27 protein-coding genes and 2 tRNA genes are annotated in these 24384 nt (G+C 31.5%); 12 read left to right on the top strand and 17 right to left on the bottom strand.

Going from position 1 to position 24384, the window contains the following annotated elements:
- Positions 1-50: 50 nt before the first annotated feature.
- Positions 51-620 carry a TlpA family protein disulfide reductase gene (locus tag ACJBCC_RS06290; RefSeq protein WP_407556687.1) on the top strand — a complete coding sequence of 190 codons (570 nt, stop codon included), beginning with the start codon at positions 51-53 and terminating at the stop codon, positions 618-620.
- A gap of 1 nt (position 621) precedes the next feature.
- On the opposite strand, the gene ACJBCC_RS06285 is transcribed toward ACJBCC_RS06290, so the two are convergent.
- The 6 genes from ACJBCC_RS06285 to ACJBCC_RS06260 all read right to left on the bottom strand — a co-directional run bounded on the left by ACJBCC_RS06285 (position 622) and on the right by ACJBCC_RS06260 (position 4740).
- On the bottom strand, positions 622-1068 hold the full coding sequence (locus ACJBCC_RS06285) for a sterol desaturase family protein (protein ID WP_299101170.1): 447 nt from the start codon (positions 1066-1068) through the stop codon (positions 622-624).
- Between the two features lie 15 nt (positions 1069-1083).
- The gene (locus tag ACJBCC_RS06280) at positions 1084-1923 is read right to left on the bottom strand and encodes a phytoene/squalene synthase family protein (protein ID WP_299101172.1); all 840 of its coding nucleotides are present in this window, start codon (positions 1921-1923) and stop codon (positions 1084-1086) included.
- Between the two features lie 15 nt (positions 1924-1938).
- Positions 1939-3399 carry a phytoene desaturase family protein gene (locus ACJBCC_RS06275; RefSeq protein WP_407556686.1) on the bottom strand — a complete coding sequence of 487 codons (1461 nt, stop codon included), beginning with the start codon at positions 3397-3399 and terminating at the stop codon, positions 1939-1941.
- A complete protein-coding gene (locus ACJBCC_RS06270) occupies positions 3392-4300 on the bottom strand; it encodes a MerR family transcriptional regulator (RefSeq protein WP_407556685.1) in 909 nt (302 codons plus the stop codon). The genes ACJBCC_RS06275 and ACJBCC_RS06270 overlap by 8 nt, the downstream gene beginning before the upstream one ends.
- Before the next feature lie 228 nt (positions 4301-4528).
- Positions 4529-4612, bottom strand: a tRNA-Leu gene (locus ACJBCC_RS06265).
- A gap of 55 nt (positions 4613-4667) precedes the next feature.
- Positions 4668-4740 (bottom strand) — tRNA-Lys (locus tag ACJBCC_RS06260).
- Positions 4741-4871: 131 nt separating this feature from the next.
- Here ACJBCC_RS06260 and ACJBCC_RS06255 point away from each other — a divergent pair.
- Complete coding sequence (locus ACJBCC_RS06255) at positions 4872-5393, top strand: shikimate kinase (protein ID WP_299101179.1); 522 nt, start codon at positions 4872-4874, stop codon at positions 5391-5393.
- Here ACJBCC_RS06255 and ACJBCC_RS06250 read toward each other — a convergent pair.
- Genes ACJBCC_RS06250 through ACJBCC_RS06240 form a run of 3 tightly spaced genes read right to left on the bottom strand, consistent with a single transcriptional unit; the run spans position 5385 to position 6864 of the window.
- Entirely contained in the window at positions 5385-5888 is a 504-nt protein-coding gene (locus tag ACJBCC_RS06250; RefSeq protein ID WP_299101181.1) for a phosphoribosyltransferase family protein, read from the bottom strand. The two genes, ACJBCC_RS06255 and ACJBCC_RS06250, sit on opposite strands and share 9 nt — an antisense overlap.
- The gene (locus tag ACJBCC_RS06245) at positions 5888-6469 is read right to left on the bottom strand and encodes a methyltransferase domain-containing protein (RefSeq protein ID WP_407556684.1); all 582 of its coding nucleotides are present in this window, start codon (positions 6467-6469) and stop codon (positions 5888-5890) included. The genes ACJBCC_RS06250 and ACJBCC_RS06245 overlap by 1 nt, the downstream gene beginning before the upstream one ends.
- Before the next feature lie 23 nt (positions 6470-6492).
- Positions 6493-6864 (bottom strand): RNA-binding S4 domain-containing protein, encoded by a 372-nt coding sequence (locus tag ACJBCC_RS06240; protein WP_299101184.1) that lies wholly within the window; start codon positions 6862-6864, stop codon positions 6493-6495.
- 133 nt (positions 6865-6997) lie between these two features.
- On the opposite strand from ACJBCC_RS06240, the gene ACJBCC_RS06235 reads away from it, so the two are divergent.
- Positions 6998-8062, top strand: a complete 1065-nt coding sequence (locus ACJBCC_RS06235) for an FKBP-type peptidyl-prolyl cis-trans isomerase (RefSeq protein WP_407556683.1) — start codon at positions 6998-7000, stop codon at positions 8060-8062.
- Between the two features lie 72 nt (positions 8063-8134).
- Here ACJBCC_RS06235 and ACJBCC_RS06230 read toward each other — a convergent pair whose 3' ends face one another.
- The 3 genes from ACJBCC_RS06230 to ACJBCC_RS06220 are packed head-to-tail and all read right to left on the bottom strand — an operon-like array spanning position 8135 to position 10605.
- Entirely contained in the window at positions 8135-8728 is a 594-nt protein-coding gene (locus ACJBCC_RS06230) for an outer membrane beta-barrel protein (protein WP_299101188.1), read from the bottom strand.
- Between the two features lie 56 nt (positions 8729-8784).
- The gene (locus tag ACJBCC_RS06225; RefSeq protein WP_407556682.1) at positions 8785-9738 is read right to left on the bottom strand and encodes a transketolase family protein; all 954 of its coding nucleotides are present in this window, start codon (positions 9736-9738) and stop codon (positions 8785-8787) included.
- A 21-nt stretch (positions 9739-9759) separates the two neighbouring features.
- On the bottom strand, positions 9760-10605 hold the full coding sequence (locus ACJBCC_RS06220; RefSeq protein ID WP_407556681.1) for a transketolase: 846 nt from the start codon (positions 10603-10605) through the stop codon (positions 9760-9762).
- A gap of 312 nt (positions 10606-10917) precedes the next feature.
- Here ACJBCC_RS06220 and tgt point away from each other — a divergent pair, with 312 nt between their 5' ends.
- The 9 genes from tgt to ACJBCC_RS06175 all read left to right on the top strand — a co-directional run bounded on the left by tgt (position 10918) and on the right by ACJBCC_RS06175 (position 20099).
- On the top strand, positions 10918-12048 hold the full coding sequence (gene tgt, locus ACJBCC_RS06215; protein ID WP_299101194.1) for a tRNA guanosine(34) transglycosylase Tgt: 1131 nt from the start codon (positions 10918-10920) through the stop codon (positions 12046-12048).
- Between the two features lie 93 nt (positions 12049-12141).
- Positions 12142-13164, top strand: a complete 1023-nt coding sequence (locus ACJBCC_RS06210; protein ID WP_407556857.1) for an LptF/LptG family permease — start codon at positions 12142-12144, stop codon at positions 13162-13164.
- Positions 13151-14059 carry a DMT family transporter gene (locus ACJBCC_RS06205; RefSeq protein ID WP_407556680.1) on the top strand — a complete coding sequence of 303 codons (909 nt, stop codon included), beginning with the start codon at positions 13151-13153 and terminating at the stop codon, positions 14057-14059. The genes ACJBCC_RS06210 and ACJBCC_RS06205 overlap by 14 nt, the downstream gene beginning before the upstream one ends.
- A gap of 136 nt (positions 14060-14195) precedes the next feature.
- Complete coding sequence (locus ACJBCC_RS06200) at positions 14196-15149, top strand: acetyl-CoA carboxylase carboxyltransferase subunit alpha (RefSeq protein ID WP_299101200.1); 954 nt, start codon at positions 14196-14198, stop codon at positions 15147-15149.
- A 168-nt stretch (positions 15150-15317) separates the two neighbouring features.
- Positions 15318-16850, top strand: a complete 1533-nt coding sequence (dnaB, locus tag ACJBCC_RS06195) for a replicative DNA helicase (RefSeq protein ID WP_299101202.1) — start codon at positions 15318-15320, stop codon at positions 16848-16850.
- A gap of 70 nt (positions 16851-16920) precedes the next feature.
- Positions 16921-17955 (top strand): AI-2E family transporter, encoded by a 1035-nt coding sequence (locus ACJBCC_RS06190; protein WP_299101203.1) that lies wholly within the window; start codon positions 16921-16923, stop codon positions 17953-17955.
- Positions 17956-18137: 182 nt separating this feature from the next.
- Positions 18138-19322 (top strand): asparagine synthetase B, encoded by a 1185-nt coding sequence (locus tag ACJBCC_RS06185; RefSeq protein WP_299101219.1) that lies wholly within the window; start codon positions 18138-18140, stop codon positions 19320-19322.
- Positions 19323-19379: 57 nt separating this feature from the next.
- Complete coding sequence (locus tag ACJBCC_RS06180) at positions 19380-19655, top strand: EF-hand domain-containing protein (protein WP_299101205.1); 276 nt, start codon at positions 19380-19382, stop codon at positions 19653-19655.
- Between the two features lie 21 nt (positions 19656-19676).
- A complete protein-coding gene (locus ACJBCC_RS06175; RefSeq protein WP_299101207.1) occupies positions 19677-20099 on the top strand; it encodes a secondary thiamine-phosphate synthase enzyme YjbQ in 423 nt (140 codons plus the stop codon).
- Here the strand turns inward: ACJBCC_RS06175 and ACJBCC_RS06170 are convergent.
- The 5 genes from ACJBCC_RS06170 to thrS form a co-directional block, all read right to left on the bottom strand.
- Positions 20079-20876, bottom strand: a complete 798-nt coding sequence (locus ACJBCC_RS06170; protein ID WP_367179567.1) for a Cof-type HAD-IIB family hydrolase — start codon at positions 20874-20876, stop codon at positions 20079-20081. The two genes, ACJBCC_RS06175 and ACJBCC_RS06170, sit on opposite strands and share 21 nt — an antisense overlap.
- Positions 20877-20981: 105 nt before the next feature.
- On the bottom strand, positions 20982-21326 hold the full coding sequence (gene rplT, locus ACJBCC_RS06165; protein WP_173282253.1) for a 50S ribosomal protein L20: 345 nt from the start codon (positions 21324-21326) through the stop codon (positions 20982-20984).
- A 102-nt stretch (positions 21327-21428) separates the two neighbouring features.
- Positions 21429-21626, bottom strand: a complete 198-nt coding sequence (gene rpmI / locus ACJBCC_RS06160; protein ID WP_173282254.1) for a 50S ribosomal protein L35 — start codon at positions 21624-21626, stop codon at positions 21429-21431.
- A 60-nt stretch (positions 21627-21686) separates the two neighbouring features.
- Positions 21687-22235 carry a translation initiation factor IF-3 gene (gene infC / locus ACJBCC_RS06155; protein ID WP_299101224.1) on the bottom strand — a complete coding sequence of 183 codons (549 nt, stop codon included), beginning with the start codon at positions 22233-22235 and terminating at the stop codon, positions 21687-21689.
- 33 nt (positions 22236-22268) lie between these two features.
- The gene (thrS, locus tag ACJBCC_RS06150) at positions 22269-24212 is read right to left on the bottom strand and encodes a threonine--tRNA ligase (RefSeq protein ID WP_299101209.1); all 1944 of its coding nucleotides are present in this window, start codon (positions 24210-24212) and stop codon (positions 22269-22271) included.
- Between the last annotated feature and the right edge of the window lie 172 nt (positions 24213-24384).

Below are 24384 nucleotides of genomic sequence, written 5' to 3'. Positions count from 1 at the left end.
TAATTTCATTAATTTGGGATTACGCTTCTTTTTGCATAAAACCGACGGATATGAACAAAGCCTTAAAAAGCAAAATTTTAAATTTTATTTTTCTGTTTATTGTGCTATTAATGTTGATTCCACAAACTAGACAACAAATTCAAATAATCATTCATAAAGCAATCTCAATATTTAATCCGGTCGATACTATATCAAAATCTGAAAGAATTAAAATAGAAAGCTTTAACTGGAAGCTATTAAAAGAAGACCACTCGTATTATAATTTTGAGAGCGTAAAAAGTAAAGTGACCGTAGTAAATTTTTGGGCGACTTGGTGTCCGCCTTGTATTGCAGAAATGCCAAGTTTGCAAAAGTTGTATGAGAGCTATGGAGATAAAGTTGAGTTCCTATTTGTAACTAGTGAACCTAGAGACATTATTAAAGCTTTTAAAGATGATAAGCAGTATACATTTCCTGTTTACATTAAGACAACTAGTGCTCCAAAAGAATTGAAAACTACATCAATTCCTAGGACTTTAGTGATAAATAAAAAAGGCGAAATTATTATAGATAAATCTAGTGCCGTAGATTGGAATAGCGAAAAAATACGAAACCAACTAGACGAACTATTGCTAGAATAGTTTATTTAAAATATTTGAAAGGAACAATGAGCATACCGAAATTTTCACCTTTATGCTTTCCTAAATGTTTATGATGAATTTTATGAGCACGTCTTAAACCTCTAGCATATTTATTGTCAATATTTCTTAGTAATTTAAAACGTTGGTGTATAAAAATATCGTGTACAACGAAGTAAGCAATTCCGTAGGCTAATATTCCTAAACCAATTGGTAATGTATACCAAACGTTTTCATAACTCCAAAGGTAAAAACATATAATACTTATAACAGCATAGAATATAAAAAACGCATCGTTTCGCTCAAACCAACTGTCATGATCCTTTTGATGATGATCCTTATGAAGATTCCATAAAAACCCATGCATTATATATTTGTGCGTGAACCACGCATTAAATTCCATAATGAAAAATGTACCAAAGAATATAAATATCCAAAAAATTGCTTGCATAATAGTGCTATAATTTTAGAGTAGGTTTAATTGATATTTTACGTAACTACGAGTAAGGAGTTCAATTTTTTTATAGTTTGGAACCCTTATACGAGTTGATTTAATTTGTAAAGCAGGTGTCTTTTTAAGTTTGTCTAATAGTTTGCTATAATAACGATACGCCATAAAAACACCAAATCGAGCTTCGAGAGGTAATTTTTTAATTCCTACAAGACCTTTTGCAAAATCTTCTTCAATCTCTATAATTATAGCTTCTTTAGAACTTTCGTTTAATTGACTTAAATCGGTGTTTGGAAAGTACGATCTATTTAGGTCATCGAAATCAGCTTTTAAATCTCGTAAAAAATTCACTTTCTGAAAGGCGGAGCCCAAACTCATAGCTGAATCTTTAAGATCTTCGAATTTCTCTCCGTTTCCTTTCACAAAAACTTTTAAACACATTAAGCCAACTACATCTGCTGATCCATAGATATAGGCTTTGAATTCTTGGTCAGTTAAATAATCACTTTTATGCAAATCTAATCGCATACTATTCATGAAAGAATTCACTAAATGTTTATCTATACTATATTTATGAAATGTTTCTTGAAAAGCATTTAAAATTGGATTTAAGCTTATTTTATCCTCCAAGGCTGCTTCTAGATCACTTTCAAATTTATTAAAAAGTTTTTCTTTGTCATAGTCGTGAAATGTATCTACAATTTCATCCGCAAATCTTACAAATCCGTATATATTATAAATGTCTTGTCTTATACTATCAGCAAGCATTTTTGTAGCTAAAGAAAATGATGTGCTGTAAGCATTTGTAACAGCCTTGCTACATTCCTTAGATACAGTGTCAAAAATTGATTTCATACTATTTTAGAGGTATTATTTTTCGTTTTTATTTATTAATTCGGCAACCAACTTACCCGATATTAAGGCAGGAGGAACTCCAGGACCGGGAACAGTTAATTGTCCTGTAAAATATAGACCGTTTACCTTTTTACTTTTTAGTTTTGGTCTTAAAAAGGCGGTTTGCATTAGCGTATTTGCCATACCATATGCATTACCTTTATAGGAGTTATAATCTTCAATGAAATCATTAACGCAATACGACTCTTTAAAAATTATATGATCTTGAACATTTTGTTGCGTTCTTTTTTCGAATCTATTAATTACAATATCAAAATATTGCTGTCGTAATTCTGGTGTATCTTCTAAACCTGGAGCAATTGGAATAAGGAAAAAACCAGTCTCACAATTCTCTGGCGCCATACTTTTATCGGTTACGGAAGGGAAGTTAACATAAAATAATGGATCCTTAGGCCATTTAGGGTCATCATAAATATCTTCAGCGTGTTTTTCAAAATCAGTATCGAAAAATAAATTGTGATGTTCTATATTGTTTAGTTTCTTATCAAAGGCTACATAGAAAAGTAGGGAAGAAGGTGCAAACGTTCTGCTATTCCAATAATTTTCAGTGTATTGTCTATGTTTTGGTGCTAAAAGAGTTTCGGAATGGTGATAATCTGCACCACTCAAAACAACATCAGATGCTATTTCTTTTCCATTTACAGTTATACTAATCGCTTTTAGGCCTTCAACATTTATTTTTTCAACATTACAATTTGTGTTTATTGTTACACCTAAACTTTCGGCCAAACTTTTCATGGCAATAACAATTTGATACATACCACCTTTTGGATGCCATGTACCTAAGCCAAAGTCGGCAAAATTCATAAAACTATAGAAAGAAGGTGTTTTGTTGGGCTTAGCACCCAAAAATAAAACAGGAAACTCTAATGTTGAAATTAATTTAGGGTTCTTAAAGTTTTTTCTAACCTGAGAACTAATGGTTTTATAAAATTGATCTAATCGAGTTATGGTTTCCTTGGTTACTAATTCTAATGGAGACAATCCTGGTTTTAATACGACTTTATTAATTGCAATGTTGTAATGATCTTGAGCTCTTGAAATAAATTTTCTAAGTGGTTTAGAACTTCCCGCTTCAATACGTTCAAATTCTTCACAGATTTTATCCATATGATCTCCTATGGTTATAACATCATCTGAAAAGAAAATTTTATAAGCCGGACTTAATTTATCAAGTTGATAGAAGTCACTTGTTTTTTTTCCGAAATCATTGAAAAACTTTTCAAATATATCTGGCATCCAATACCAACTTGGACCCATATCAAAAGTAAAACCTTCTTTTTTTAATTGTCTTGCTCTTCCGCCTACGGTTTCATTTTTTTCATAGATAGAAACGTCATAACCAGCTTGCGCTAAATAACAAGAAGCCGATAAGGCAGAAAATCCTGAACCTATTATGGATACAGTTTTAGACATTGGCTACAGTTTCGGTTAATGATTTAATGTCTTTATAAGTTTTAATTGTATTTGGTAAATTTTCGAGATTAACTTGAGCAAGCATATGGCCTAGAACCCATAAATTGGAGTTATTTGGTTCTAAAATACTATTATTAAGGGTGTCTAAATAGTTGCGTAAATTTTCTTTATCTGGTTTTATGGTAAAGTAGGATATAAATGTTATATCATCATAATAATTAGCAAGATCTTTTAGGCTATCAATTGGTACACTAGCACCTAGGAAGATAGTATGATAGCCTTTATTAATAAGCTCGTAATTAATATACATTAATCCTAGCTCGTGTATTTCATTATCTGGGAGGTACAAAACAAAGGTTCTTTTAGAGTTGTTACTCTCATTTGATTGAACTTCCTCTGTATTAGCAATAATTTTTTGCCGTATTAGAGAGAATATAAAATGCTCATGTGCCGGAGTTATAGTGTCTGTCTGCCATAATATCCCGATAGTCGAGAGTAACGGAATAAATACGTCATAGAAAACGCTACTAAATGATTTCTCTTTTAGTAGTGTATTGTAAATATTATAAAATTGTTTTTGGTCAAAATTCATCATAGCTAATTTCAACCCATCAATAGCATGATTATCAGAATCACTCTTAACGGCAATTTCTTTAACCAATTGAATAATCTCTTCGTCTTTTATTGAACTGATTTTTGAAATTTTATAACCATTGTTATTTAAAAAACTAACATTGAGTAATTTTTGAAAGTTTTCTAAATCGTAATATCGTATGTTAGTATCTGTACGCTTTGGTTCTAGGAGGTTATATCGTTTTTCCCAAATTCTTATAGTATGCGCTTTAATACCTGTGAGGTTTTCAAGATCCTTTATACTAAACTGATTTTTAATATTGTTCATTTTTTATTTAAAAAAGTTAAACAAAAATACAATATTAAATAATACAAAGTCTCGTTTTAACAAAATTTAAAATTTAGATGCGTAAATAGGTGGCATTTTTTAAACAAATAAAGTGTAATAACAATTACGATCTGCAATTGAAGTCCGCCTTGGAAGCTAATTATTTAAAATAAAATTAGCCCAAGGCTAAAAATTAAATATGTATTTGAAAAAATGTTTTAAAGAAAGTGCGCACGAGAAGACTCGAACTTCCACGGACTAATGTCCACCAACCCCTCAAGCTGGCGCGTCTACCAATTCCGCCACGTGCGCAAATTATTGAAGTAAATATAAAAAAAAAGTTAAGCAAAATGCTTAACTTTTTTTGTGACCAGTCTGGGGCTCGAACCCAGGACCCTCTCCTTAAAAGGGAGATGCTCTGCCAACTGAGCTAACTGGTCATAATGTGTTTCTCAGTAACGAGGGTGCAAATATAAAATGTTTAATTAATAATACAACACTTTTTTTATTTAATTTTTTGTTTTTTTGTACTCTTAATAGCTATCACTTTAAAAATCAATTTATAAGCATTATGATAATTATTTTATTAGGTTACATGGGATCTGGAAAATCAACTCTTGGTAAGGAATTGGCTACAGTTTTAAATTATAAATTTTTAGATTTAGATGATTATATCGCAGAAAAGGAGAATTCTTCTGTGTCAATGGTGTTTAAAAGCAAAGGAGAAATCTATTTTAGAAGAAAAGAGACAGAATATTTAAAAGAAATTATAAATCTACCAGAAAATTATGTGCTTTCGTTAGGTGGAGGAACGCCATGTTACAGCGAAAACATGAAACTTATAAATTCAAATACTAACGTAGTATCGTTTTATTTAAAATTATCTATTCCTTTACTTTCTAAACGATTGTTTGTTGCAAAAGAACAACGACCATTAATAAGTCATATAGATTCAGAAGATGATTTACTCGAATTTATAGGGAAACATCTCTTTGAGCGTTCACCTTTTTATCATGAAGCGGAACACATTATCAATACGGATAACAAATCTATGCAAGAAGTCTTAGAAACAATTTTGACACATTTAATCTAAATAAGCTTCATATGGTTGCTTAGACAGATTAACATGAACATGTTCAAACAAAGAAGTAGAAAGTGAAATACCTTTAAAATCTGCTTTTACAGGAAATTTTTTATGGTTTCTATTAACTAAGACCGCTGTTTTAAACTGTTTAAGAGGCACATCTAAAAAATGCTTTATGCCATAAATTAAAGTACTACCAGAATTTAATACATCATCAATCAATACAATTGATTTATTAGAATATGCTTCTTTATCAATAGATGTTTTAATTGGGTTGGTAGGTTCTACTTTATCAATAGTGACTTTACACAATGTAGATTCAATAGAGGAGATCTTATCTAAATTGGCTTTAATTTTTTTGGCGAGTATATAACCATTACTTTCTATACCAGCAATGATGAGTTCGGTTTCATTAACATTACTTTCGTATATCTGATAAGCTATACGTTTTATTTTATGTTCAATTTCTTTATGACTTAAAATTGTATTTTTTGTTAATGCCATTAGGTCTTTTTTTCAAAGATAAAAAACAGTTCTTTACCTTGTCTTTGTTTTATAGAATTTATTGAAGGTTCTAAAGTTTTAATTTTAAAATCATTTTGAAATAATGATTGGTATTCGGTTTTACTTCCTCCAAAAGGTGGACCAGATTCCGTTAATTCAAAATTAAAAAGTAACCCAACCAATTTACCACTTGGTTTAAGTAGCTTAAACATTTTATTTTTATAAGCTACCCTTAAATTTGGGTTAATAGCACAGAAAAATGTTTGTTCTATGATTAAATCAAATTGGTTTTCAAATTTAAAAAAATCTTGTTTTAGTAATCGGTTTATTGGAATTTCAGGAACACGTTTTTTTAAGTTATCTAATGGTTGCTGTGCAATATCAAGTATATAAATGTTTTTAAAACCGTTATTCCATAGATATTCCGCCTCATAACTATTACCAGCTCCTGGAATTAAAATTTTTAAAGACTTATCTTTAATTTGATCAATATACTGCTTTAAAGGATTTGATGCAGATCCAATATCCCAACCAGTTTCATTATTTATATAACGTTTTTCCCAATAATCTTTTCCTACCATTAATTAATTAGTATTGCTAAGTATTATTCTTCTTCATCGTAAAAATCGTCAATATCTCTTCGGTCTTTTTTAGTTGGTCGTCCAGTACCTTTTTTTCGATAATAATCTTTACTGTATTTTAAAAGTTCCTTGGCTTCAAAAGCAGACTTTGGAGTAGTATCTACTCTGTAAATATCCACCAATTTTGCACCAACGCGATTTGGTGGTAAATCGTTTACAGTTAATTGGTAAATAATTTGATCTTTTCTGAGTTCAATTTTGTCTGTTGGATAAACTTCTCTTGAAGGTTTTATAGCTGCGCCATTTACTTTAACTTGCCCTTTTTTACAAGCTTTTGTAGCGATACTGCGCGTTTTATAATAGCGCACACACCATAAATATTTGTCAATTCGCATATTCTGTTAATAAAAACTACGTTAATAGATTAGTACAAAAATATTATATTATTGTATCTTGCGAGTTAAAAATAAGCAATAATGAACATCGTTTCAAAACTGTGGTGGTTTTAAACGAAAAATATCAGTTTCTATGAAAATTAAAATTTTAAGACTAAGTATTCTGTTACTAGCAGTTTTTTCAATATTCATTTCATGTAAGGATGATGATGATGATGACTCAACATTTGTAGTTGAAGATAGAACAGAACAGCAAGTAAAGGATAATGATTCCATTGTATTGTACTTATCGACGCATTACTATAATTCTGCTTTTTTTGAATCAGGAATTAATCATAAATATACAGACATTGTAATCTCGGAGTTAGAAATGGATGATAATGGCGATTACTTACCAATGCCAAATCCAGACCAAAATACAATGCTTATTGATGCAGTTGTAGAACATACTACAACATACTTAGAAGCAGATTACGTTTATTATGTATTAAATATTAACCAAGGAGGAGGTGGAGAACCTAAATTTACAGATGAAGTTCGTGTAAGGTATGAAGGAACCTCTCTTAATTATGATAACGATATTTTTGATGTAATTACAACACCTGAAGAGTTATTGCTCTTCGGTGATGGATTCAACACATTTGGAGCTATTAGAGCTTGGCAGCTTGTTATGCCAATGTTTAAGACTGCTGATGATTTTGATTATGACAATGGAAGTATTGTTTATGAAGATTACGGACTTGGAATAATGTTTGTACCATCGGGTTTAGGTTATTTTTCAGGGACATCAACAGGTTATTCTTATGACAACTTAATGTTTAAGTTTGAATTATTACAGTACGAAGTAGAGGATCATGATAATGATGGTATTCCTTCTTATTCAGAAGATTTAGATAATGACATTGATGTTTTTAATGACGATACAGATGAAGATGGATTCCCAGACTACATTGATTTTGATGATGATAATGATGGCGTTAGTACATTTAATGAATTAATAACTACGTATTATTCAGTAGATACAAATGAAAATGAAGAGGAGCCAGTTCTTGCTGAAGGTGAATATGAATATGATAGATCTGAAACGGGTGGTGTTATTACTATAAAAACGGTTACGGTTGTAGATTCTGATAGTGATGGTACTCCAGATTATTTAGATGAAACTATTGTCACAAATCATAACGAAGTGAATAACTAATCACTAGTATTACACATATAAAAAAGCCACTCATTGAGTGGCTTTTTTTATTGATAATTAATTTAAAATAGTTTAAAGTCCAATAGACAAACTAAGAATTAATTGTTCTGGTCTTGTATCAATTCTACTATTTCTAGTAATGTTATCTTCAATAAATCTCGCTTCATTTTCTCCAAATCCTCTTTCGTATCTTAAGTCAATTCCAATTTTATTGAAGTTAAGTCCGATACCAAAATTTAATCCAACTGTAAAATCTTCTTGAAGGTCATCAATTTCTACACCATGAAAATCAGTTTCTAATATATATTGAGCAGAAGGTCCTGCAAAAACACTAATTGGTCCTAACACCTTAAGACCAACTAATACTGGCACATCAATTTTTTTTACATTAAAATCATTGTTGTCGTAATCACTTTTAGTGACCGTGTAAACAATTTCTGGTCGTAAATAAATTTTATTACCAATTTTACCAAAGATACCTACATGATATCCAATGTTTTGATCTGGATTGCTACTATTAAGACTTACAGAATCAAAATAATCGCCATTTCCTCCATAGTTTAAACCACCTTTAAAACCAAAAGCACTGTTGTTTTGGGCAGTTAAACTAAATCCAATAAATAATAAAAGCGCAGTTGTAATAACTGATTTTTTTAAATTTCTCATAATGTTCGTTTTTTTAGATTTAAGCATCTACTTTCAAAAACGATGCCAAAACAAAATTATTTTCTTTTGATTACATTATTCACTGCCTTAACAATGGCATCAGAATTTAAACCATACTTATCCATTAACTGAGCTGGTGTACCAGATTCTCCAAATGTATCATTTGTAGCAACAAATTCTTGAGGTGTAGGATTATGCTGAGCTAATACTCTCGCAACACTTTCTCCTAAACCACCAAGATGGTTATGTTCTTCTGCTGTAACAATACAACCTGTTTTTGCAACTGAATCTAAAATAGCTTTATCGTCTAATGGCTTTATGGTATGAATATCTATTACTTCTGCAGAAATACCAGCTTCGTTCAATACTTTAGAAGCCTCTAACGCTTCCCATACTAAATGACCCGTAGCAACGATAGTAACATCTGTACCTTCTGTAAATTTAATAGCTTTACCAATTTCAAACTTTTGGTCAGCAGGTGTAAAAATAGGCACTGAAGGACGTCCAAATCTTAAATAAACAGGACCATCATAATCAGCAATAGCAATTGTAGCTGCTTTTGTTTGGTTATAGTCACAAGGATTAATAACAACCATACCTGGTAACATTTTCATTAGACCTATGTCTTCTAAAATTTGGTGAGTTGCACCATCTTCTCCTAATGTTAAACCAGCGTGAGAAGCACAAATCTTTACGTTTTTACCAGAATATGCAATAGATTGGCGAATTTGATCATAAACTCTACCAGTAGAGAAATTTGCAAAAGTACCAGTAAATGGAATTTTTCCACCAATGGTTAAACCAGCAGCTATTCCCATCATATTTGCTTCTGCAATACCTATCTGAAAAAAGCGATCTGGGTTTTCTTCAATAAATTCATTCATTTTTAAAGATCCAATTAGGTCAGCACATAAAGCAACCACATTTGGGTTTGTTCTTCCAAGTTCTGCTAAACCTGCACCAAATCCGCTTCTTGTATCTTTTTTCTCTGTATATGTATATGTTTTCATTTTTTTCTTTTGAATTGATGATTAATAGTCGCCTAAAGTTTCAGGGTTTTGAGCTAAACCTGTTGCAAGTTGCTCATCGTTTGGTGCTTTACCATGCCATGCATGTGTATGCATCATAAAGTCAATACCATTACCCATTACAGTATGTAATAATACACAAACTGGTTTTCCTTTTCCGGTTAATGATTTTGCTTCCTTTAGACCATCAATAATAGATGTTATATCATTTCCTTTTTCAATATCTACTACAGTCCATCCAAAAGCTTCAAATTTTGCTTTTAAGCTTCCCATCGGTAAAACGTCATCAGTAGATCCATCAATTTGTTGTTGATTTAAATCTATTGTAGAAATAAGGTTATCAACGTTTTTAGCTGAAGCATACATTATTGCTTCCCAATTCTGACCTTCTTGTAATTCGCCATCACCATGTAAGCTGTAAACTAGTTTATCATCATTGTTCAATTTTTTTGCTTGTGCAGCACCTATGGCAACAGACATTCCTTGTCCTAAAGAACCAGAAGCAATTCTAATGCCTGGTAAGCCTTCATGTGTCGTAGGATGTCCTTGTAAACGCGTGTTTATTAATCTAAATGTATTTAATTCTTCAACCGGAAAATATCCGGATCTCGCTAATACACTATAATAAACTGGTGAGATATGACCGTTTGAAAGAAAGAATAAATCTTCATTTATTCCATCCATATCAAAACCTTCATTTCTGTTCATGATGTCTTGGTAAAGTGATACAAAAAATTCTGCACAACCTAATGATCCTCCTGGATGACCAGAGTTTACTTTGTGTACCATTCGTATTATATCTCTACGAACCTGAGTTGTTAAATCTTCTAATTCTTTAATGTTTGGCATTGTTATGTTGCTTATGTTTTACGCTACAAATGTAACTTTTTACCTATGTCTATCAAAAGTTGAGACCTTGCACTTATTAACGAAAAGTATAATTTGCTAACAATCTGAATAAAAAAAACTTAATGTTTAGACAAGAGCATAAATTTTTAAGGCTGTATTTTAGATTTAAATTAAGACGGAATCTTATAGAGTTATTTATATTTGCCGACGGACTTACAATTTAAGATACGTCGTTGCCAAAATTTAGATCGATTTTTATAAATTTTTATTGATTGCAAGATGTTTCCGCTGATTAACAATTAGGATATATACATGAAATTTCAAAAAATAGCCACAGATAAAGAAACGAAAGCGAGAGCAGGATCTATTACTACGGATCATGGTACAATAGAAACGCCAATATTTATGCCAGTTGGTACAGTGGCTTCTGTAAAAGGTGTGCATCAGCGAGAATTAAAAAATGATATCAATCCAGATATTATTCTTGGTAATACCTATCATTTATACTTAAGACCGCAGACGCCAATTTTAGAACAGGCTGGCGGATTACATAAGTTTATGAATTGGGATCGTAATATCTTAACAGATTCTGGTGGATATCAAGTTTACTCTTTGTCTTCAAACAGAAAAATAAAAGAAGAAGGTGTAAAATTTAAGTCGCATATTGATGGAAGTTACCATGTTTTTACGCCCGAAAACGTAATGGAAGTTCAGCGTAAAATAGGTGCAGATATAATAATGGCATTTGATGAATGTACGCCATATCCATGTGATTATAATTATGCAAAACGTTCTATGCATATGACGCATCGTTGGTTAGAACGTTGTCTAACGCATCTTAAAAAAACACCCTTAAGTTATGATTACGACCAAACGTTTTTCCCTATTGTTCAAGGAAGTACATATAAAGATTTACGTAAACAATCTGCAGAATATATAGCTAATGCAGGTGCAGAAGGTAATGCAATTGGAGGGCTTTCTGTTGGTGAACCAGCAGAAGAAATGTATGCCATGACAGATGTTGTGTGTAGTATTCTTCCTGAGGATAAACCACGATATTTGATGGGTGTTGGTACACCAATCAATATATTAGAAAATATTGCGTTAGGAGTAGATATGTTTGATTGTGTAATGCCAACACGTAATGCAAGAAACGGAATGTTATTTACAGCTCATGGTTCTATTAATATAAAGAATCTAAAGTGGGCTAATGATTTTTCGCCAATAGATGAAATGGGAATTACTTTTGTAGATACAGAATACAGCAAAGCTTATTTAAGACATTTGTTTACGGTAAATGAGTTACTTGGTAAGCAAATCGCAACCATTCATAATTTAGGGTTTTACTTATGGTTAACCAGAGAAGCAAGAAAGCATATTATTGCAGGAGACTTTAGAACATGGAAAGAAAAAATGGTTAAACAAATGGATAACCGTTTATAAATTTAAATGATTTATAATAATTAACAACATAGAACTAATTTGAAAATACTTGATTGGTACATATTAAAGCGATATTTATTTACATTTTTAATGATGTTATTGCTATTTGTTCCTATTGGAATTACAGTTGATTTAGCTGAGAAGGTTGGTAAGATGCTTCAGAATAATGCACCATTTGGTGAAGTCGCTTTTTACTATTTAAACTTCACAGTGTATTTCGCTAATTTATTATTTCCATTATTTTTATTCTTATCCGTTATATGGTTTACTTCTAAGTTAGCCAACAATACAGAAGTTGTTGCTTTTTTAAGCTCTGGAGTTTCATTTTCTAGATTTTTAAGACCTTATATGATAGGTGCAACTATCGTTGCATCATTCGCATTGTTTTTAGGAATGTATTTAGCACCAATTGCAAGTAAAGGGTTTAACGAGTTTGTATTTAAATATCTTAAAAAGAATAAAAAAATACAGCAAACACACGAAGTCTATCAACAAATAAATGACACGGACTATATCTATGTTAGTAATTTTATACCTAATAATAAGTCTGGAATAAATTTTACATACGAGCATTTTGAAGATAATGAACTTAAATATAAAATCTTTGCAGATAATATTCGCTATAACGAAGAAGACAGCACATTTAGGTTAAGAACTTATTTAAAACGATCATGGGAAAATGGCGTTGAAACTGTAGAAAAGGAAAGACAAAAAGATATGGATTTTTCCTTTGAGCTAGAAGATTTAACTCCTGTAGAATATGCAGCCGAAACCAAATCTTATGGTGAATTATTAGATTTTATCGCAGCAGAAAAACGTAGAGGCTCACCTAACATTGGTCGCTATGAAGTTGTAAAGCTTAAGAAATGGAGCTTACCTGTTTCTATCTATATTTTATCAATTATTGCGGTTGCGGTTTCTTCGGTAAAACGACGTGGCGGAATGGGTGTAAACCTTGCTTTTGGTATAGCAATTGCTATGATATATGTGTTTTTTGATAAGGTATTTGGTGTAATGGCAGAGCAATCAAATTTTCCTGCAGTGATTGCTGTATGGTTTCCCAATTTTATATTTGGTATATTGGCAATATATCTTCTGCGCAATGCAAAACGTTAAACTTAAGCACTATTTACATTTACATTTTCTGGTAATCATTGCTGGTTTCACAGCAATATTAGGTAAAGAAATAACGATTGGCGCTTTAGATTTAGTGTGGTATAGAATGGCAATGGCAGCTATTTTAATGTTTATCTACATTAAAATAAGAAAGTTTGATCTTAAAATATCTAAGAAGTCATTTTTACAATTTGCAATTGCTGGTGTAATTATAGCATTACATTGGATTACTTTTTTTGAAGCAATAAACCAAGCTAACGTCTCTATAGCATTGGCCATGTTTTCCTCAGGCGCTTTTTTTGCTTCATTTATCGAACCCATTTTTTTTAATCGACGTATTTTGGGATATGAGATAGTCTTTGGAATTGTTGTTATACTTGGTGTTCTACTCATTACAAGTAGCGAAATAGGCTATATAAATGGTATTGTTTTAGGTTTATTCTCGGCCTTATTCTCTACTTTGTTTGCGGTTATTAACGGAAGATTTATAGAACAACATAGTGCTACAATAATTTCATTTTATGAATTTATTTGTGGTGTTATTTTCCTAACCATTTTTATTTTGCTTACAGGTAAAACTTTTAACGCTGCGTTTTTTACACTTTCAAATGAAGATTGGGTGTACTTATTTATTTTGGCTTCGGTTTGCACAGCTTATGCATTTATAGGCTCAGTAGATGTAATGCGCTATATAAGCCCGTTTACAGTAATACTTAGTTATAATTTAGAACCAATTTATGGTATTGCTATCGCTTTATTTTTATATCCTGAAACAGAAAAAATGTCTTCACAATTTTATCTAGGTGCCATTCTCATTTTAATTACAGTATTGTTTGATGCTGTTTTTAAAAACTATAAGAGTAGAAAAAAATTACCTGCAAAGAATCGAGATTAAATTTTTATAGTTTCTATATTATAATCTATTTTTGTAAATTGAACATAGAACTTACTTTTATCTTTATTAAATATAATAAGAATACGTAGGTTTGTATTCAATAAACAAACTAACTAAAAAACTAACTTCAAATTGTATGGAATACTTAGAGTTTGAATTACCAATAAAAGAACTAGAAGAGCAACTAGATAAATGTGCAATAATAGGTAAGGAGAGTGATGTAGATGTTACGGAAACCTGTAAGCAGATTGAAAAAAAATTAGCTACAACTAAAAAAGAAATATATAAGAACCTAACGGCTTGGCAACGCGTTCAGTTGTCTCGTCATCCTAATAGACCATATACCTTAGATCACATAAATGCACTTTGTGGTAATACCTTTTTAGAACTCCATGGCGACAGAAATGTTAAGGATGATAAAGCAATGATTGGAGGTTTAGGGAAAATTGGAGATCAATCTTATATGTTTATTGGTCAGCAAAAAGGTTATAATACTAAAACGAGACAGTACCGTAATTTTGGGATGTCAAATCCTGAAGGCTACAGAAAGGCATTACGTCTTATGAAATCTGCTGAGAAGTTTGGTATTCCGGTGGTAACACTAATAGATACTCCTGGCGCTTATCCAGGTTTAGAAGCGGAAGAACGAGGGCAAGGGGAAGCTATTGCTAGAAATATTTTAGAAATGGCACGTTTAAAAGTGCCTATAATTACAATTATTATTGGTGAAGGTGCTTCTGGTGGAGCATTAGGAATAGGTGTAGGTGATAGGGTAATGATGTTAGAAAATACTTGGTATTCTGTAATATCACCAGAATCTTGTTCTTCAATTTTATGGAGAAGTTGGGAATATAAGGAGCAAGCTGCTGAAGCATTGAAATTGACTGCAAAGGATATGAAACGTATGAAACTTGTAGATCAAATTATAAAAGAACCACTAGGTGGAGCGCATACAGATAGAGAGAAGACTTTTAAATCTGTAAGTGATGCCATTTGTAAGTCTTATGATGAGCTTAAAAACTTATCACCAAAAGATTTAGTGAAACAACGTATGGATAAATACAATGATATGGGAGTCTATAAAGACTAATTCCACTAAACATAGGCTATTTAAAAAAACTGAAGTTTATACTTCAGTTTTTTTTATCACTATTAACAATATTTTTGAGTTATTAACAGTTCAATTGTTGATGATGTGTTAAGATTGTAGATACAGCTTTTTCATTTCAACAACACTATTTAGTTATTTTTGTTACTTATGAAACAACCCAATCCAGTAACCGGTTATAAAGTAGATAAAAGCACAATCATTAACTTAGAGAAAGGCAAAATACCACCTCAAGCTACTGATTTAGAGGAGGTTGTGCTTGGTGCTATGATGATTGACAAGAAAGGTGTTGATGAAGTTATCGATATTTTAAGTCCTGATGCATTTTATAAAGAAGCGCATAAACACATCTTTGATTCTATTTTTAAATTATTTGAAAACTCAGAGCCTGTTGACTTATTAACTGTTTCTAGCCAATTAAAGAAAGAACAAAAGTTAGATCTTATAGGTGGCGATTTTTACTTAATTTCCTTAACGCAACGTGTATCATCTTCTGCACATATTGAGTTTCATGCACGTATTATTCTTCAGAAATATATTCAAAGAAGTCTAATTAAAATTTCTAACGAAATCATAGAAGAGGCTTATGATGAAACTAGAGATGTATTTGATCTTCTAGATACAGCTGAAGCAAAATTATATGAGGTAACTCAAGGTAATGTTAAGAAATCTACGGAATCTGCTCAAAGTTTAGTAATTCAAGCGAAGAAAAAGATTGAAGAGATTTCAAATAAAGAAGGAATGAGCGGTATACCTTCTGGCTTTGATAAATTAGATAAGTTAACTTCTGGTTGGCAACCATCAGATTTAGTAATTGTTGCAGCTCGTCCTGGTATGGGTAAAACAGCATTTACATTAACGATGGCTCGTAATGTTGCTGTAAATAGTAATACACCTGTAGCATTCTTCTCATTAGAGATGTCTTCAGTACAATTAATAACACGTCTAATTTCTAGTGAAACGGGTTTATCTTCTGAAAAGTTAAGAACTGGTAAATTAGAAAAACACGAATGGGAACAGCTTAACGTTAAAGTAAAAACATTAGAAAAAGCACCACTTTTTATTGATGATACACCATCGCTTTCTATTTTCGATTTAAGAGCAAAAGCACGTCGTTTAGCATCTCAGTATGGCATTAAGATGATAATGATTGATTATTTGCAATTAATGACAGCAGGAGGAAGTCAAAAGGGAGGAAATCGTGAACAAGAGATCTCAATGATTTCTCGTAACTTAAAAGCCTTAGCAAAGGAATTAAGTATTCCTGTTATTGCTTTATCTCAGTTATCTCGTGCTGTAGAAACGCGTGGTGGAAGTAAAAGACCTTTATTATCAGACTTACGTGAATCTGGAGCAATTGAGCAAGATGCCGATATTGTATCATTTATATATAGACCAGAATATTATAAAATTGATGAATGGGATGATGAAGAACGTTCACCAACGGCAGGTCAAGGTGAATTTATTGTTGCCAAGCATAGAAATGGTGGATTAGAAAACATTAGATTAAAGTTTATCGGTCACTTAGGTAAGTTTGATAATTTAGATGATTTTGATACACCTTTTGGTGAATTTCATTCAAAAATGAATGCTGCTGCCAACGATAATACTTTTGCACCAGATAATTTCCCATCACCTTCTGATGCATTTGACGGACCGGAAGATGATGGTGTGCCTTTTTAACAACTTTTTATGGATTTACACATTCATTTTTAACTTATCTTTGTAAGCTCAGTTAAACCAAATCTTTACAATGTTAGAGCAAAGACGTACAACAAATATATTGTTGTTAATTATAGTAGTTCCTTTAGTTTTTTACTTACTAAAGATTTTGTCATTTATTTTTATTCCACTCATATTTTCGATGTTTATCGCTTTATTGTTTTTACCAATAATGCGATGGTTGGGGCGTCGTAAAATCCCTAAAGTTTTTAGTATAATTATTGTGCTTTCACTAGTAGGAATTGGTCTTAAATTAGGTATTGAATTAGTTCAATTATCTAGTAGGCAAATCTTAGCTAGTAATGCAGAATTTTTATCTAAAGCCGAATTGAAAATAACAGATCTAAAGATTTATTTATTTGATAATTTTGGAATTGAGATTGAACAAGAACACGGTTTTATAGGTCAATTTTTTCAAAAGGAAAACTTAGGATCAACACTTGGATTTCTAAATTCGTTCTTAACTGGTTTATTAATGACAGTTTTCTTTGTTGTTTTATGGTTGGCTGAATCTATTAATGTACACAAATTACTTAATAATACATTGCTAAAAAGAAAGCATACATCTGTCAAGACCTTCATGAAGATTGAAAACGACCTTATTAAATTTATTAAGGTTAAGTTTTTGGTTAGTGCATTAACAGGATTATTTACAGGATTAATGTGCGTTTTTTTTGATGTAAGCTTTCCTATATTTTGGGGATTATTTGCATTCGCTATCAACTTTGTTCAAATGGTAGGTTCGTTTATTTCGGTAATTTTATTATCAATTTTTGCCTTTGTTGAGTTAGATCCTACGAGTACTTTATTCTTTTTTATACTTGCCATTTCATTAGTACAAGTAACATTTGGAGCTATTTTAGAGCCTATATTTATGGGTAAATCATTTTCTATTAATGTTATTGCCGTATTAGTAATGTTGATGTTTTGGGGTTTTCTTTGGGGAATTCCAGGTTTAATTATGGCTATTCCTATAACAGTGTTTATAAAAATTATTTTAGATCAGTTTGAAGGCACCAAAGTCATAGCGAGTCTATTGTCTGGTAATGAAACCAAATTGGACTAATGCCTGATAATTTATTATTCTTTAATGTATTCTTAATCTTAAAAGAATAATAAATTCAGGTTTAAAAGACTAAATAATCATTATATTTCGTTTAAATTCTAATGAACTTGAAAAACATAATCATATTTAGTTTCTTACTGATTTTGAGCTATAAGGCTCATGCATCCTATATATTAATTCCAATGGATGCAGAAACTCAAGAAAATCATCTAAAAGCTTATGGTGTTACTTATTGGACATTAGAACGAGAGCTTAAAGTTAAATGGTTGCTAAACTATAGAGGTGGTTCATTTTTATTACCAGACGCAGAAATTATTCAAAGAGAATGCCAAATCAGAGGCGTATCATTTGAAGTGATTTCAGATTCTAAAGCAGCTAAAATTTTAGAAGATATAGCCAGTCCTGCTGTCAATCAAGAAGCTGTTGTATTAGAAAAAGCGCCAAAAATTGCAGTATATACACCTTATGGAAAACAACCTTGGGATGATGCTGTGACTATGGTATTAACGTATGCTGAGATTCCTTATGAAACCATTTATGACAAAGAAGTTTTAAATGATGAACTATTGCTTTATGATTGGTTGCATTTACATCATGAAGATTTTACAGGGCAATACGGAAAATTTTATAGAACATACCGTTCTGCTGCTTGGTATATCGAGGAAAAAAATAATGCTGAGGAGTTAGCAAGTTCATTAGGCTATTCTAAAGTATCAGAAGAAAAATTGGCTGTTGCGCTAAAAATTAGAGATTACGTTGTCGGTGGCGGATTTATGTTCGCTATGTGCTCCGCTACAGATAGTTTTGACATCGCATTGTCTGCAGAAGGTGTCGATATTTGTGAACCAATGTTTGATGGTGATGCTAGTGATCCTAGTTACCAGAGTAAAATTGACTTTACAAATACATTTGCTTTTAAAGATTATACTCTTGAGCGGAGCCCCAATGTTTATGAGTTTTCGTCTATAGATATGACTCAGAAGAGAAAAATTCCTAAGACTACAGATTATTTTTCATTGATGGAATATTCCGCTAAATGGGATCCCATACCAACGATGTTAACTCAAAATCATACAGCTTTAGTCAAGGGCTTTATGGGACAAACAACTTCGTTTACGCGAGATCAAATAAAATCTAATGTATTGGTAATGGGCGAAAATAGAACAAATGGAGAAGCCAAATACATACATGGTATAAAGGGAAAAGGTTTTTTTACTTTTTATGGTGGTCATGATCCAGAAGATTATACACATAGAGTAGGAGATCCAAAGACAGAATTAGATTTACACCCAACGTCACCAGGATACCGCCTAATTTTAAATAATGTATTATTTCCAGCTGCTAAGAAGAAGAAACAGAAGACCTAGATTAATTAGTGCATATTCTGATTTTTTTGTAATTTAAAATAATTAATTCAATATTATATGGGAGCAAAGGAAGATATACTAAATAAAATTCAAATCTTAATTACAAATCATTTTAGTACACCAGAAAAGGCCTTTGCTTTTTTTGATAAAAATGGAGATGGAAAACTCAATAATAGTGAAATAGTAAAGCTCTTAAAGCAAGCTGAGATTAGCGGATTTATTAGAGGAATTGTGTCTTCAAAATTAATTGAAGGCTATGACAAGGATGGTGATGAACGTATAAATTGGGAAGAATTTAAACTTGCAGTTGATGAAATTTCGGCGAATTCTTAATTGTAATTTTAAAATATAACGGTGGAATTTTATCAAAAAGAAATTAAACTTGATGCTTGTCCAAGAGGATTTCATTTAATCACATCTTATATAATCAGTGCTATTCCAGAAATTAGTTCCATTAAAATAGGACAATTACAGGTATTTATTAAACATACGTCTGCGAGTTTAACTATAAATGAAAATGCAGATCCTACAGTGAGATTAGATTTTGAAAGCCATATAAATCTTATGGTTCCTGAAAATCAATCCTATTACAAGCACACTTTTGAAGGACCTGATGATATGCCAGCTCATATAAAATCTTCTTTAATGGGTACATCTGTTCAAATTCCAATTACAAATGGTCGTTTAAACCTAGGCATTTGGCAAGGAATTTATTTATGTGAGCATAGAAATAAAGCTGCTGGTAGAAATTTAGTGTTAACGGCTTTTGGTAATTAATTTCTCTAGAACAACTTCTACTCCAAAATCATCATTTGATGCAGTCTTAAAATTGGCAGTAGTTTTTACATTATCATGTGCGTTATCCATAGCGTAGCTGTATTTTGCGCAGGCCAGCATTTCTAAATCGTTATTATAATCGCCAAAGACCATAGTCTCTGAAACATTTATGTTAAGTTCATTTTGTAAAAAAGTTAGAGCGTTTCCTTTATTGGTAATTGCTTCAGAAATATCTACCCAATTTTTTCCTGAAACTACGACATTAAGCTCGGGCTTTAAGTGTTTAACAAATGGTAAAACATGGGTTTCAGAATTGGTTTCGTGATATATTGCTATTTTTATAACATCATCTTTTATTTCTTCAAATGAATCTATAAAAGTATAGATTGAATAATATTCAGAAATAGTGTTTATAATCTTCTCAGAAGCTCTTAGAATATAAGCTTGATTTTTTGTACAGAATATAGGATGCGTATTTTTAATTTTTGATACTAAATTATATAATTGCGATAATCTACTTGTTTCTAAAGCATAGGAGAGTAGTGTTTTTTCTTTTTGAATAATTAAACCACCATTTTCTGCAACAATTATAATTTCATTTTTTATAGATGGAAGTTTTTGGATAATACTATAATATGGTCTTCCACTGGCTGCCACAAATTGAATATTATGTTTCTGTAATTCTTTGAATACTTTAAAAAATCTTGAACTGACCTCATGGTTAGAATTTAATAAGGTACCATCCAAATCAGTAACCACTAGTTTAATGTTATTCATTGTAATAAATTTTGGAAAACAGATTATTAGAAAATAAAAAATCCGATTCAAATTAATGAACCGGATTTTATAAGCGAAATGTTGTTATTAATTTGGCTAAAAGCCTTATTTAACTTTGTTTATGATAGCTTCAAAAGCTTCTGGATGGTTCATTGCTAAATCAGCAAGTACCTTACGGTTCAAGTCGATATTGTTAGCTTTTAAACCTCCCATAAATTTTGAATAGCTCATTCCATGCTGTCTTGCACCTGCGTTAATACGCATAATCCATAATGAACGGAATGTTCTCTTTTTTACTCTACGGTCTCTGTACGAATATTGCATCGCTTTATCAACCGCATTTTTTGCTACTGTCCAAACGTTTTTACGTCTTCCGAAGTAACCTTTTGCTTGCTTAAGAACCTTTTTTCTTCTGGCTCTTTTCGCTACTGAATTTACTGATCTTGGCATTTCTTTAATTGTTTTTTGTAGTAGGCGACCTAAATAGGTACTTGCTAAATTGTTTTGCCTAACTCCAGGGTTTATAATTTATTTTAACCGATTAAAAAAATATTACTTTAAACGTAACATTGTTTTAATATTGTCCTCATCAGCCTTATGTACTAAAGCATCGTGAGTTAACGCAAGCTTACGCTTTTTAGATTTTTTTGTCAAAATATGACTCTTAAAAGCGTGCTTTCTTTTGATTTTACCGGTACCAGTTAGTTTAAAACGTTTCTTGGCACTCGATTTTGTTTTCATTTTAGGCATTTTCTCCTCTTTTAAATTTACGTTTCGCTTATTATCTTTTAACTGATTTAACAGTTAGTCTTATTTTTTCTTAGGTGCGATGAACATAATCATACGCTTTCCTTCTAGCTTAGGCATTTGCTCAACTTTTCCATATTCTTCGAGATCTTGAGCTAATTTTAATAATAAAATTTGGCCTTGTTCTTTAAAAACGATGGATCTTCCCTTAAAGAATACAAAGGCTTTTAACTTTGCGCCATCCTTAAGGAATTTTTCAGCATGTTTTTTCTTAAATTCATAATCATGGTCATCTGTTTGAGGACCGAAACGAATTTCTTTAACAACGACTTTTGTTGCTTTAGATTTTAATGCTTTTTCTCTTTTCTTCTGTTCGTAAAGGAATTTTTTATAATCCATAACTTTACAAACAGGAGGTTTCGCATTTGGCGATATCTCTACAAGATCTAAACCTTGTTCATCGGCAATGGATAAAGCTTTTTTTATAGGGTATACACCTATTTCGACATTATCTCCGACAAGTCTTACTTCTTCAGATCTGATCTTGGAATTTATACGGTGTTTATCTTCTTGAGATACACGTCTTGTATAATTCTTTCTGTTTCTACGTATTGCTATGGCTTCTGTATTTAAATTAAACTTATATTATTTAAAAGTCTTTAAACTTTTATTTACTCTGTCATTTACTAATTTCGTAAAGTCTTCTACAGTAATTGTGCCAAGATCATCTCCTCCATGTTGGCGTACAGTTATAGTATTGTCCTTTTCTTCTTGTTCACCTACAATAATCATAAACGGAAACTTTTGCATTTCAGCTTCGCGAATTTTCTTACCTACAGTTTCATTTCTGTTGTCTGTGAGGGCGCGAATTTCGTCATTTTCTAGCACATTTAAAACTTTTTCGGCGTATTTTTCATATTTCTCACTAATAGAAATAATAATTGCTTGTTCTGGCATTAGCCATAGCGGGAAATTTCCACCTGTATGTTCTAATAAAATTGCAACGAATCTTTCTAAACTTCCAAAAGGAGCTCTATGGATCATTACAGGTCTATGCATCTCATTATCACTACCCTTATATGTAAGGTCAAATCGTTCTGGTAAATTATAATCAACTTGAATTGTTCCTAGTTGCCATTGCCTACCTAAGGCATCTTTTACCATGAAATCTAACTTAGGACCGTAAAATGCAGCTTCACCAGTTTCAACTACATAATTTAAACCTTTATCAATTGCAGCATTTAGAATAGCTTTTTCTGCTTTGTCCCAATTTTCATCACTACCAATATATTTATCCGGATTCTCAGGATCTCTAAGAGAAACTTGTGCTGTGAAATTTTCAAATCCTAACGAACCAAAAACATATAATACGAGATCAATTACCTCTTTGAATTCTGTGTCTAATTGATCTGGAGTACAAAAAATATGAGCATCATCTTGTGTAAAGCCTCTTACTCGAGTTAATCCATGTAGTTCTCCACTTTGTTCATATCTATATACAGTTCCGAACTCAGCAAAGCGTTTCGGTAATTCTTTATATGAGAATGGCTTACTGTTATATATTTCACAATGGTGAGGGCAATTCATTGGTTTTAATAAAAATTCTTCTCCGTCGGCAGGAGTGGTAATAGGTTGAAAACTATCTTCTCCGTATTTAGCGTAGTGCCCAGAAGTTTCATAAAGTTCTTTTTGACCTATGTGCGGAGTTACAACCATTTCATAACCTGCTTTCTTTTGTGCTGCTTTAAGAAAATTTTCCAAACGTTCCCGCAGTGCAGCACCTTTAGGCAACCAAAGTGGTAAACCTTGACCAACTCTTTGCGAAAATGTGAATAACTCCAGTTCTTTACCAAGTTTTCTATGATCACGTTTTTTAGCTTCTTCTAATAAATGAAGATATTCTGTCAATTCTTTCTGTTTCGGAAACGAAATCCCGTAAACCCTAGTTAATTGTTTATTCTTTTCATCTCCTTTATAATAAGCACCAGCAACGCTTAAAATTTTTACCGCTTTTATTATTCCAGTATTAGGAATATGACCTCCACGACATAAATCTGTAAAAGATGAATGATCACAAAAACTAATTGTTCCGTCTTCTAGGTTTTCAATTAGGTCTACTTTATAGTTGTTTTTATCCTTATAATAGGAGAGGGCTTCTTCTTTAGAAACAGTACGCATTTTAAAATCGTGTTTACCTCTGGCTATTTCAATCATTTTGCTTTCAATAGCTTTAAAGTCATTTTCAGATATTGAACCTTCTTTTAAATCTACATCATAGTAAAACCCATTATCAATGGCTGGACCTACCCATAGTTTTACATCAGGATATAATTCTTCAAGAGCTTGTGCTAATACATGGGCAGATGAGTGCCAAAAAGCTTTTTTACCTTCATCATTTTTAAATGTGTATAAAGTAAGGCTACCATCTGTAGTTAATGGAGTGGTGGTTTCAACAACTGTATCATTAAATTTTGCCGAAATAACATTACGAGCAAATCCCTCGCTAATATCTACAGCCACTTCATAAGGTGTTACTTCTTTTTTGTCAAAAGATCTAACCGAACCATCAGGTAGAGTAATTTTTATCATTATATATAGTATAAATTTTAGCCTACAAAGATATACCTATATATATAATAGACAAAGTGAAGTTTCTATAAAATAATAAAAGAGTCTTAACTATGAATGTAAAAGTTAAAGAGTAGTAAGTATCATTTATATTCTGTTTAACTATTATTTAGAGATCGGTATGTTATACTGC

Origin of the sequence: Winogradskyella sp. 4-2091, assembly GCF_045765065.1 — a bacterium.
Lineage (GTDB): Bacteria > Bacteroidota > Bacteroidia > Flavobacteriales > Flavobacteriaceae > Winogradskyella.
This window is presented reverse-complemented; position numbering and strand designations above follow the sequence as displayed.

Excerpts from the sequence above, each read along its gene's own strand:
- ACJBCC_RS06220 (WP_407556681.1), bottom strand. The coding sequence starts at position 10,605 with ATGCCAAACATTAAAGAATTAGAAGATTTAACAACTCAGGTTCGTAGA.
- tgt (WP_299101194.1), top strand. The coding sequence starts at position 10,918 with ATGAAATTTCAAAAAATAGCCACAGATAAAGAAACGAAAGCGAGAGCA.
- ACJBCC_RS06290 (WP_407556687.1), top strand. The coding sequence starts at position 51 with ATGAACAAAGCCTTAAAAAGCAAAATTTTAAATTTTATTTTTCTGTTT.
- ACJBCC_RS06230 (WP_299101188.1), bottom strand. The coding sequence starts at position 8,728 with ATGAGAAATTTAAAAAAATCAGTTATTACAACTGCGCTTTTATTATTT.
- ACJBCC_RS06255 (WP_299101179.1), top strand. The coding sequence starts at position 4,872 with ATGATAATTATTTTATTAGGTTACATGGGATCTGGAAAATCAACTCTT.
- ACJBCC_RS06205 (WP_407556680.1), top strand. The coding sequence starts at position 13,151 with ATGCAAAACGTTAAACTTAAGCACTATTTACATTTACATTTTCTGGTA.
- dnaB (WP_299101202.1), top strand. The coding sequence starts at position 15,318 with ATGAAACAACCCAATCCAGTAACCGGTTATAAAGTAGATAAAAGCACA.
- rpmI (WP_173282254.1), bottom strand. The coding sequence starts at position 21,626 with ATGCCTAAAATGAAAACAAAATCGAGTGCCAAGAAACGTTTTAAACTA.
- ACJBCC_RS06240 (WP_299101184.1), bottom strand. The coding sequence starts at position 6,864 with ATGCGAATTGACAAATATTTATGGTGTGTGCGCTATTATAAAACGCGC.
- ACJBCC_RS06180 (WP_299101205.1), top strand. The coding sequence starts at position 19,380 with ATGGGAGCAAAGGAAGATATACTAAATAAAATTCAAATCTTAATTACA.
- ACJBCC_RS06250 (WP_299101181.1), bottom strand. The coding sequence starts at position 5,888 with ATGGCATTAACAAAAAATACAATTTTAAGTCATAAAGAAATTGAACAT.
- ACJBCC_RS06270 (WP_407556685.1), bottom strand. The coding sequence starts at position 4,300 with ATGAACAATATTAAAAATCAGTTTAGTATAAAGGATCTTGAAAACCTC.
- ACJBCC_RS06185 (WP_299101219.1), top strand. The coding sequence starts at position 18,138 with ATGGATGCAGAAACTCAAGAAAATCATCTAAAAGCTTATGGTGTTACT.
- ACJBCC_RS06200 (WP_299101200.1), top strand. The coding sequence starts at position 14,196 with ATGGAATACTTAGAGTTTGAATTACCAATAAAAGAACTAGAAGAGCAA.
- thrS (WP_299101209.1), bottom strand. The coding sequence starts at position 24,212 with ATGATAAAAATTACTCTACCTGATGGTTCGGTTAGATCTTTTGACAAA.
- ACJBCC_RS06245 (WP_407556684.1), bottom strand. The coding sequence starts at position 6,469 with ATGGTAGGAAAAGATTATTGGGAAAAACGTTATATAAATAATGAAACT.
- ACJBCC_RS06285 (WP_299101170.1), bottom strand. The coding sequence starts at position 1,068 with ATGCAAGCAATTTTTTGGATATTTATATTCTTTGGTACATTTTTCATT.
- ACJBCC_RS06275 (WP_407556686.1), bottom strand. The coding sequence starts at position 3,399 with ATGTCTAAAACTGTATCCATAATAGGTTCAGGATTTTCTGCCTTATCG.
- ACJBCC_RS06170 (WP_367179567.1), bottom strand. The coding sequence starts at position 20,876 with ATGAATAACATTAAACTAGTGGTTACTGATTTGGATGGTACCTTATTA.
- rplT (WP_173282253.1), bottom strand. The coding sequence starts at position 21,326 with ATGCCAAGATCAGTAAATTCAGTAGCGAAAAGAGCCAGAAGAAAAAAG.
- ACJBCC_RS06280 (WP_299101172.1), bottom strand. The coding sequence starts at position 1,923 with ATGAAATCAATTTTTGACACTGTATCTAAGGAATGTAGCAAGGCTGTT.
- ACJBCC_RS06225 (WP_407556682.1), bottom strand. The coding sequence starts at position 9,738 with ATGAAAACATATACATATACAGAGAAAAAAGATACAAGAAGCGGATTT.
- ACJBCC_RS06190 (WP_299101203.1), top strand. The coding sequence starts at position 16,921 with ATGTTAGAGCAAAGACGTACAACAAATATATTGTTGTTAATTATAGTA.
- ACJBCC_RS06210 (WP_407556857.1), top strand. The coding sequence starts at position 12,142 with ATGTTATTGCTATTTGTTCCTATTGGAATTACAGTTGATTTAGCTGAG.
- ACJBCC_RS06235 (WP_407556683.1), top strand. The coding sequence starts at position 6,998 with ATGAAAATTAAAATTTTAAGACTAAGTATTCTGTTACTAGCAGTTTTT.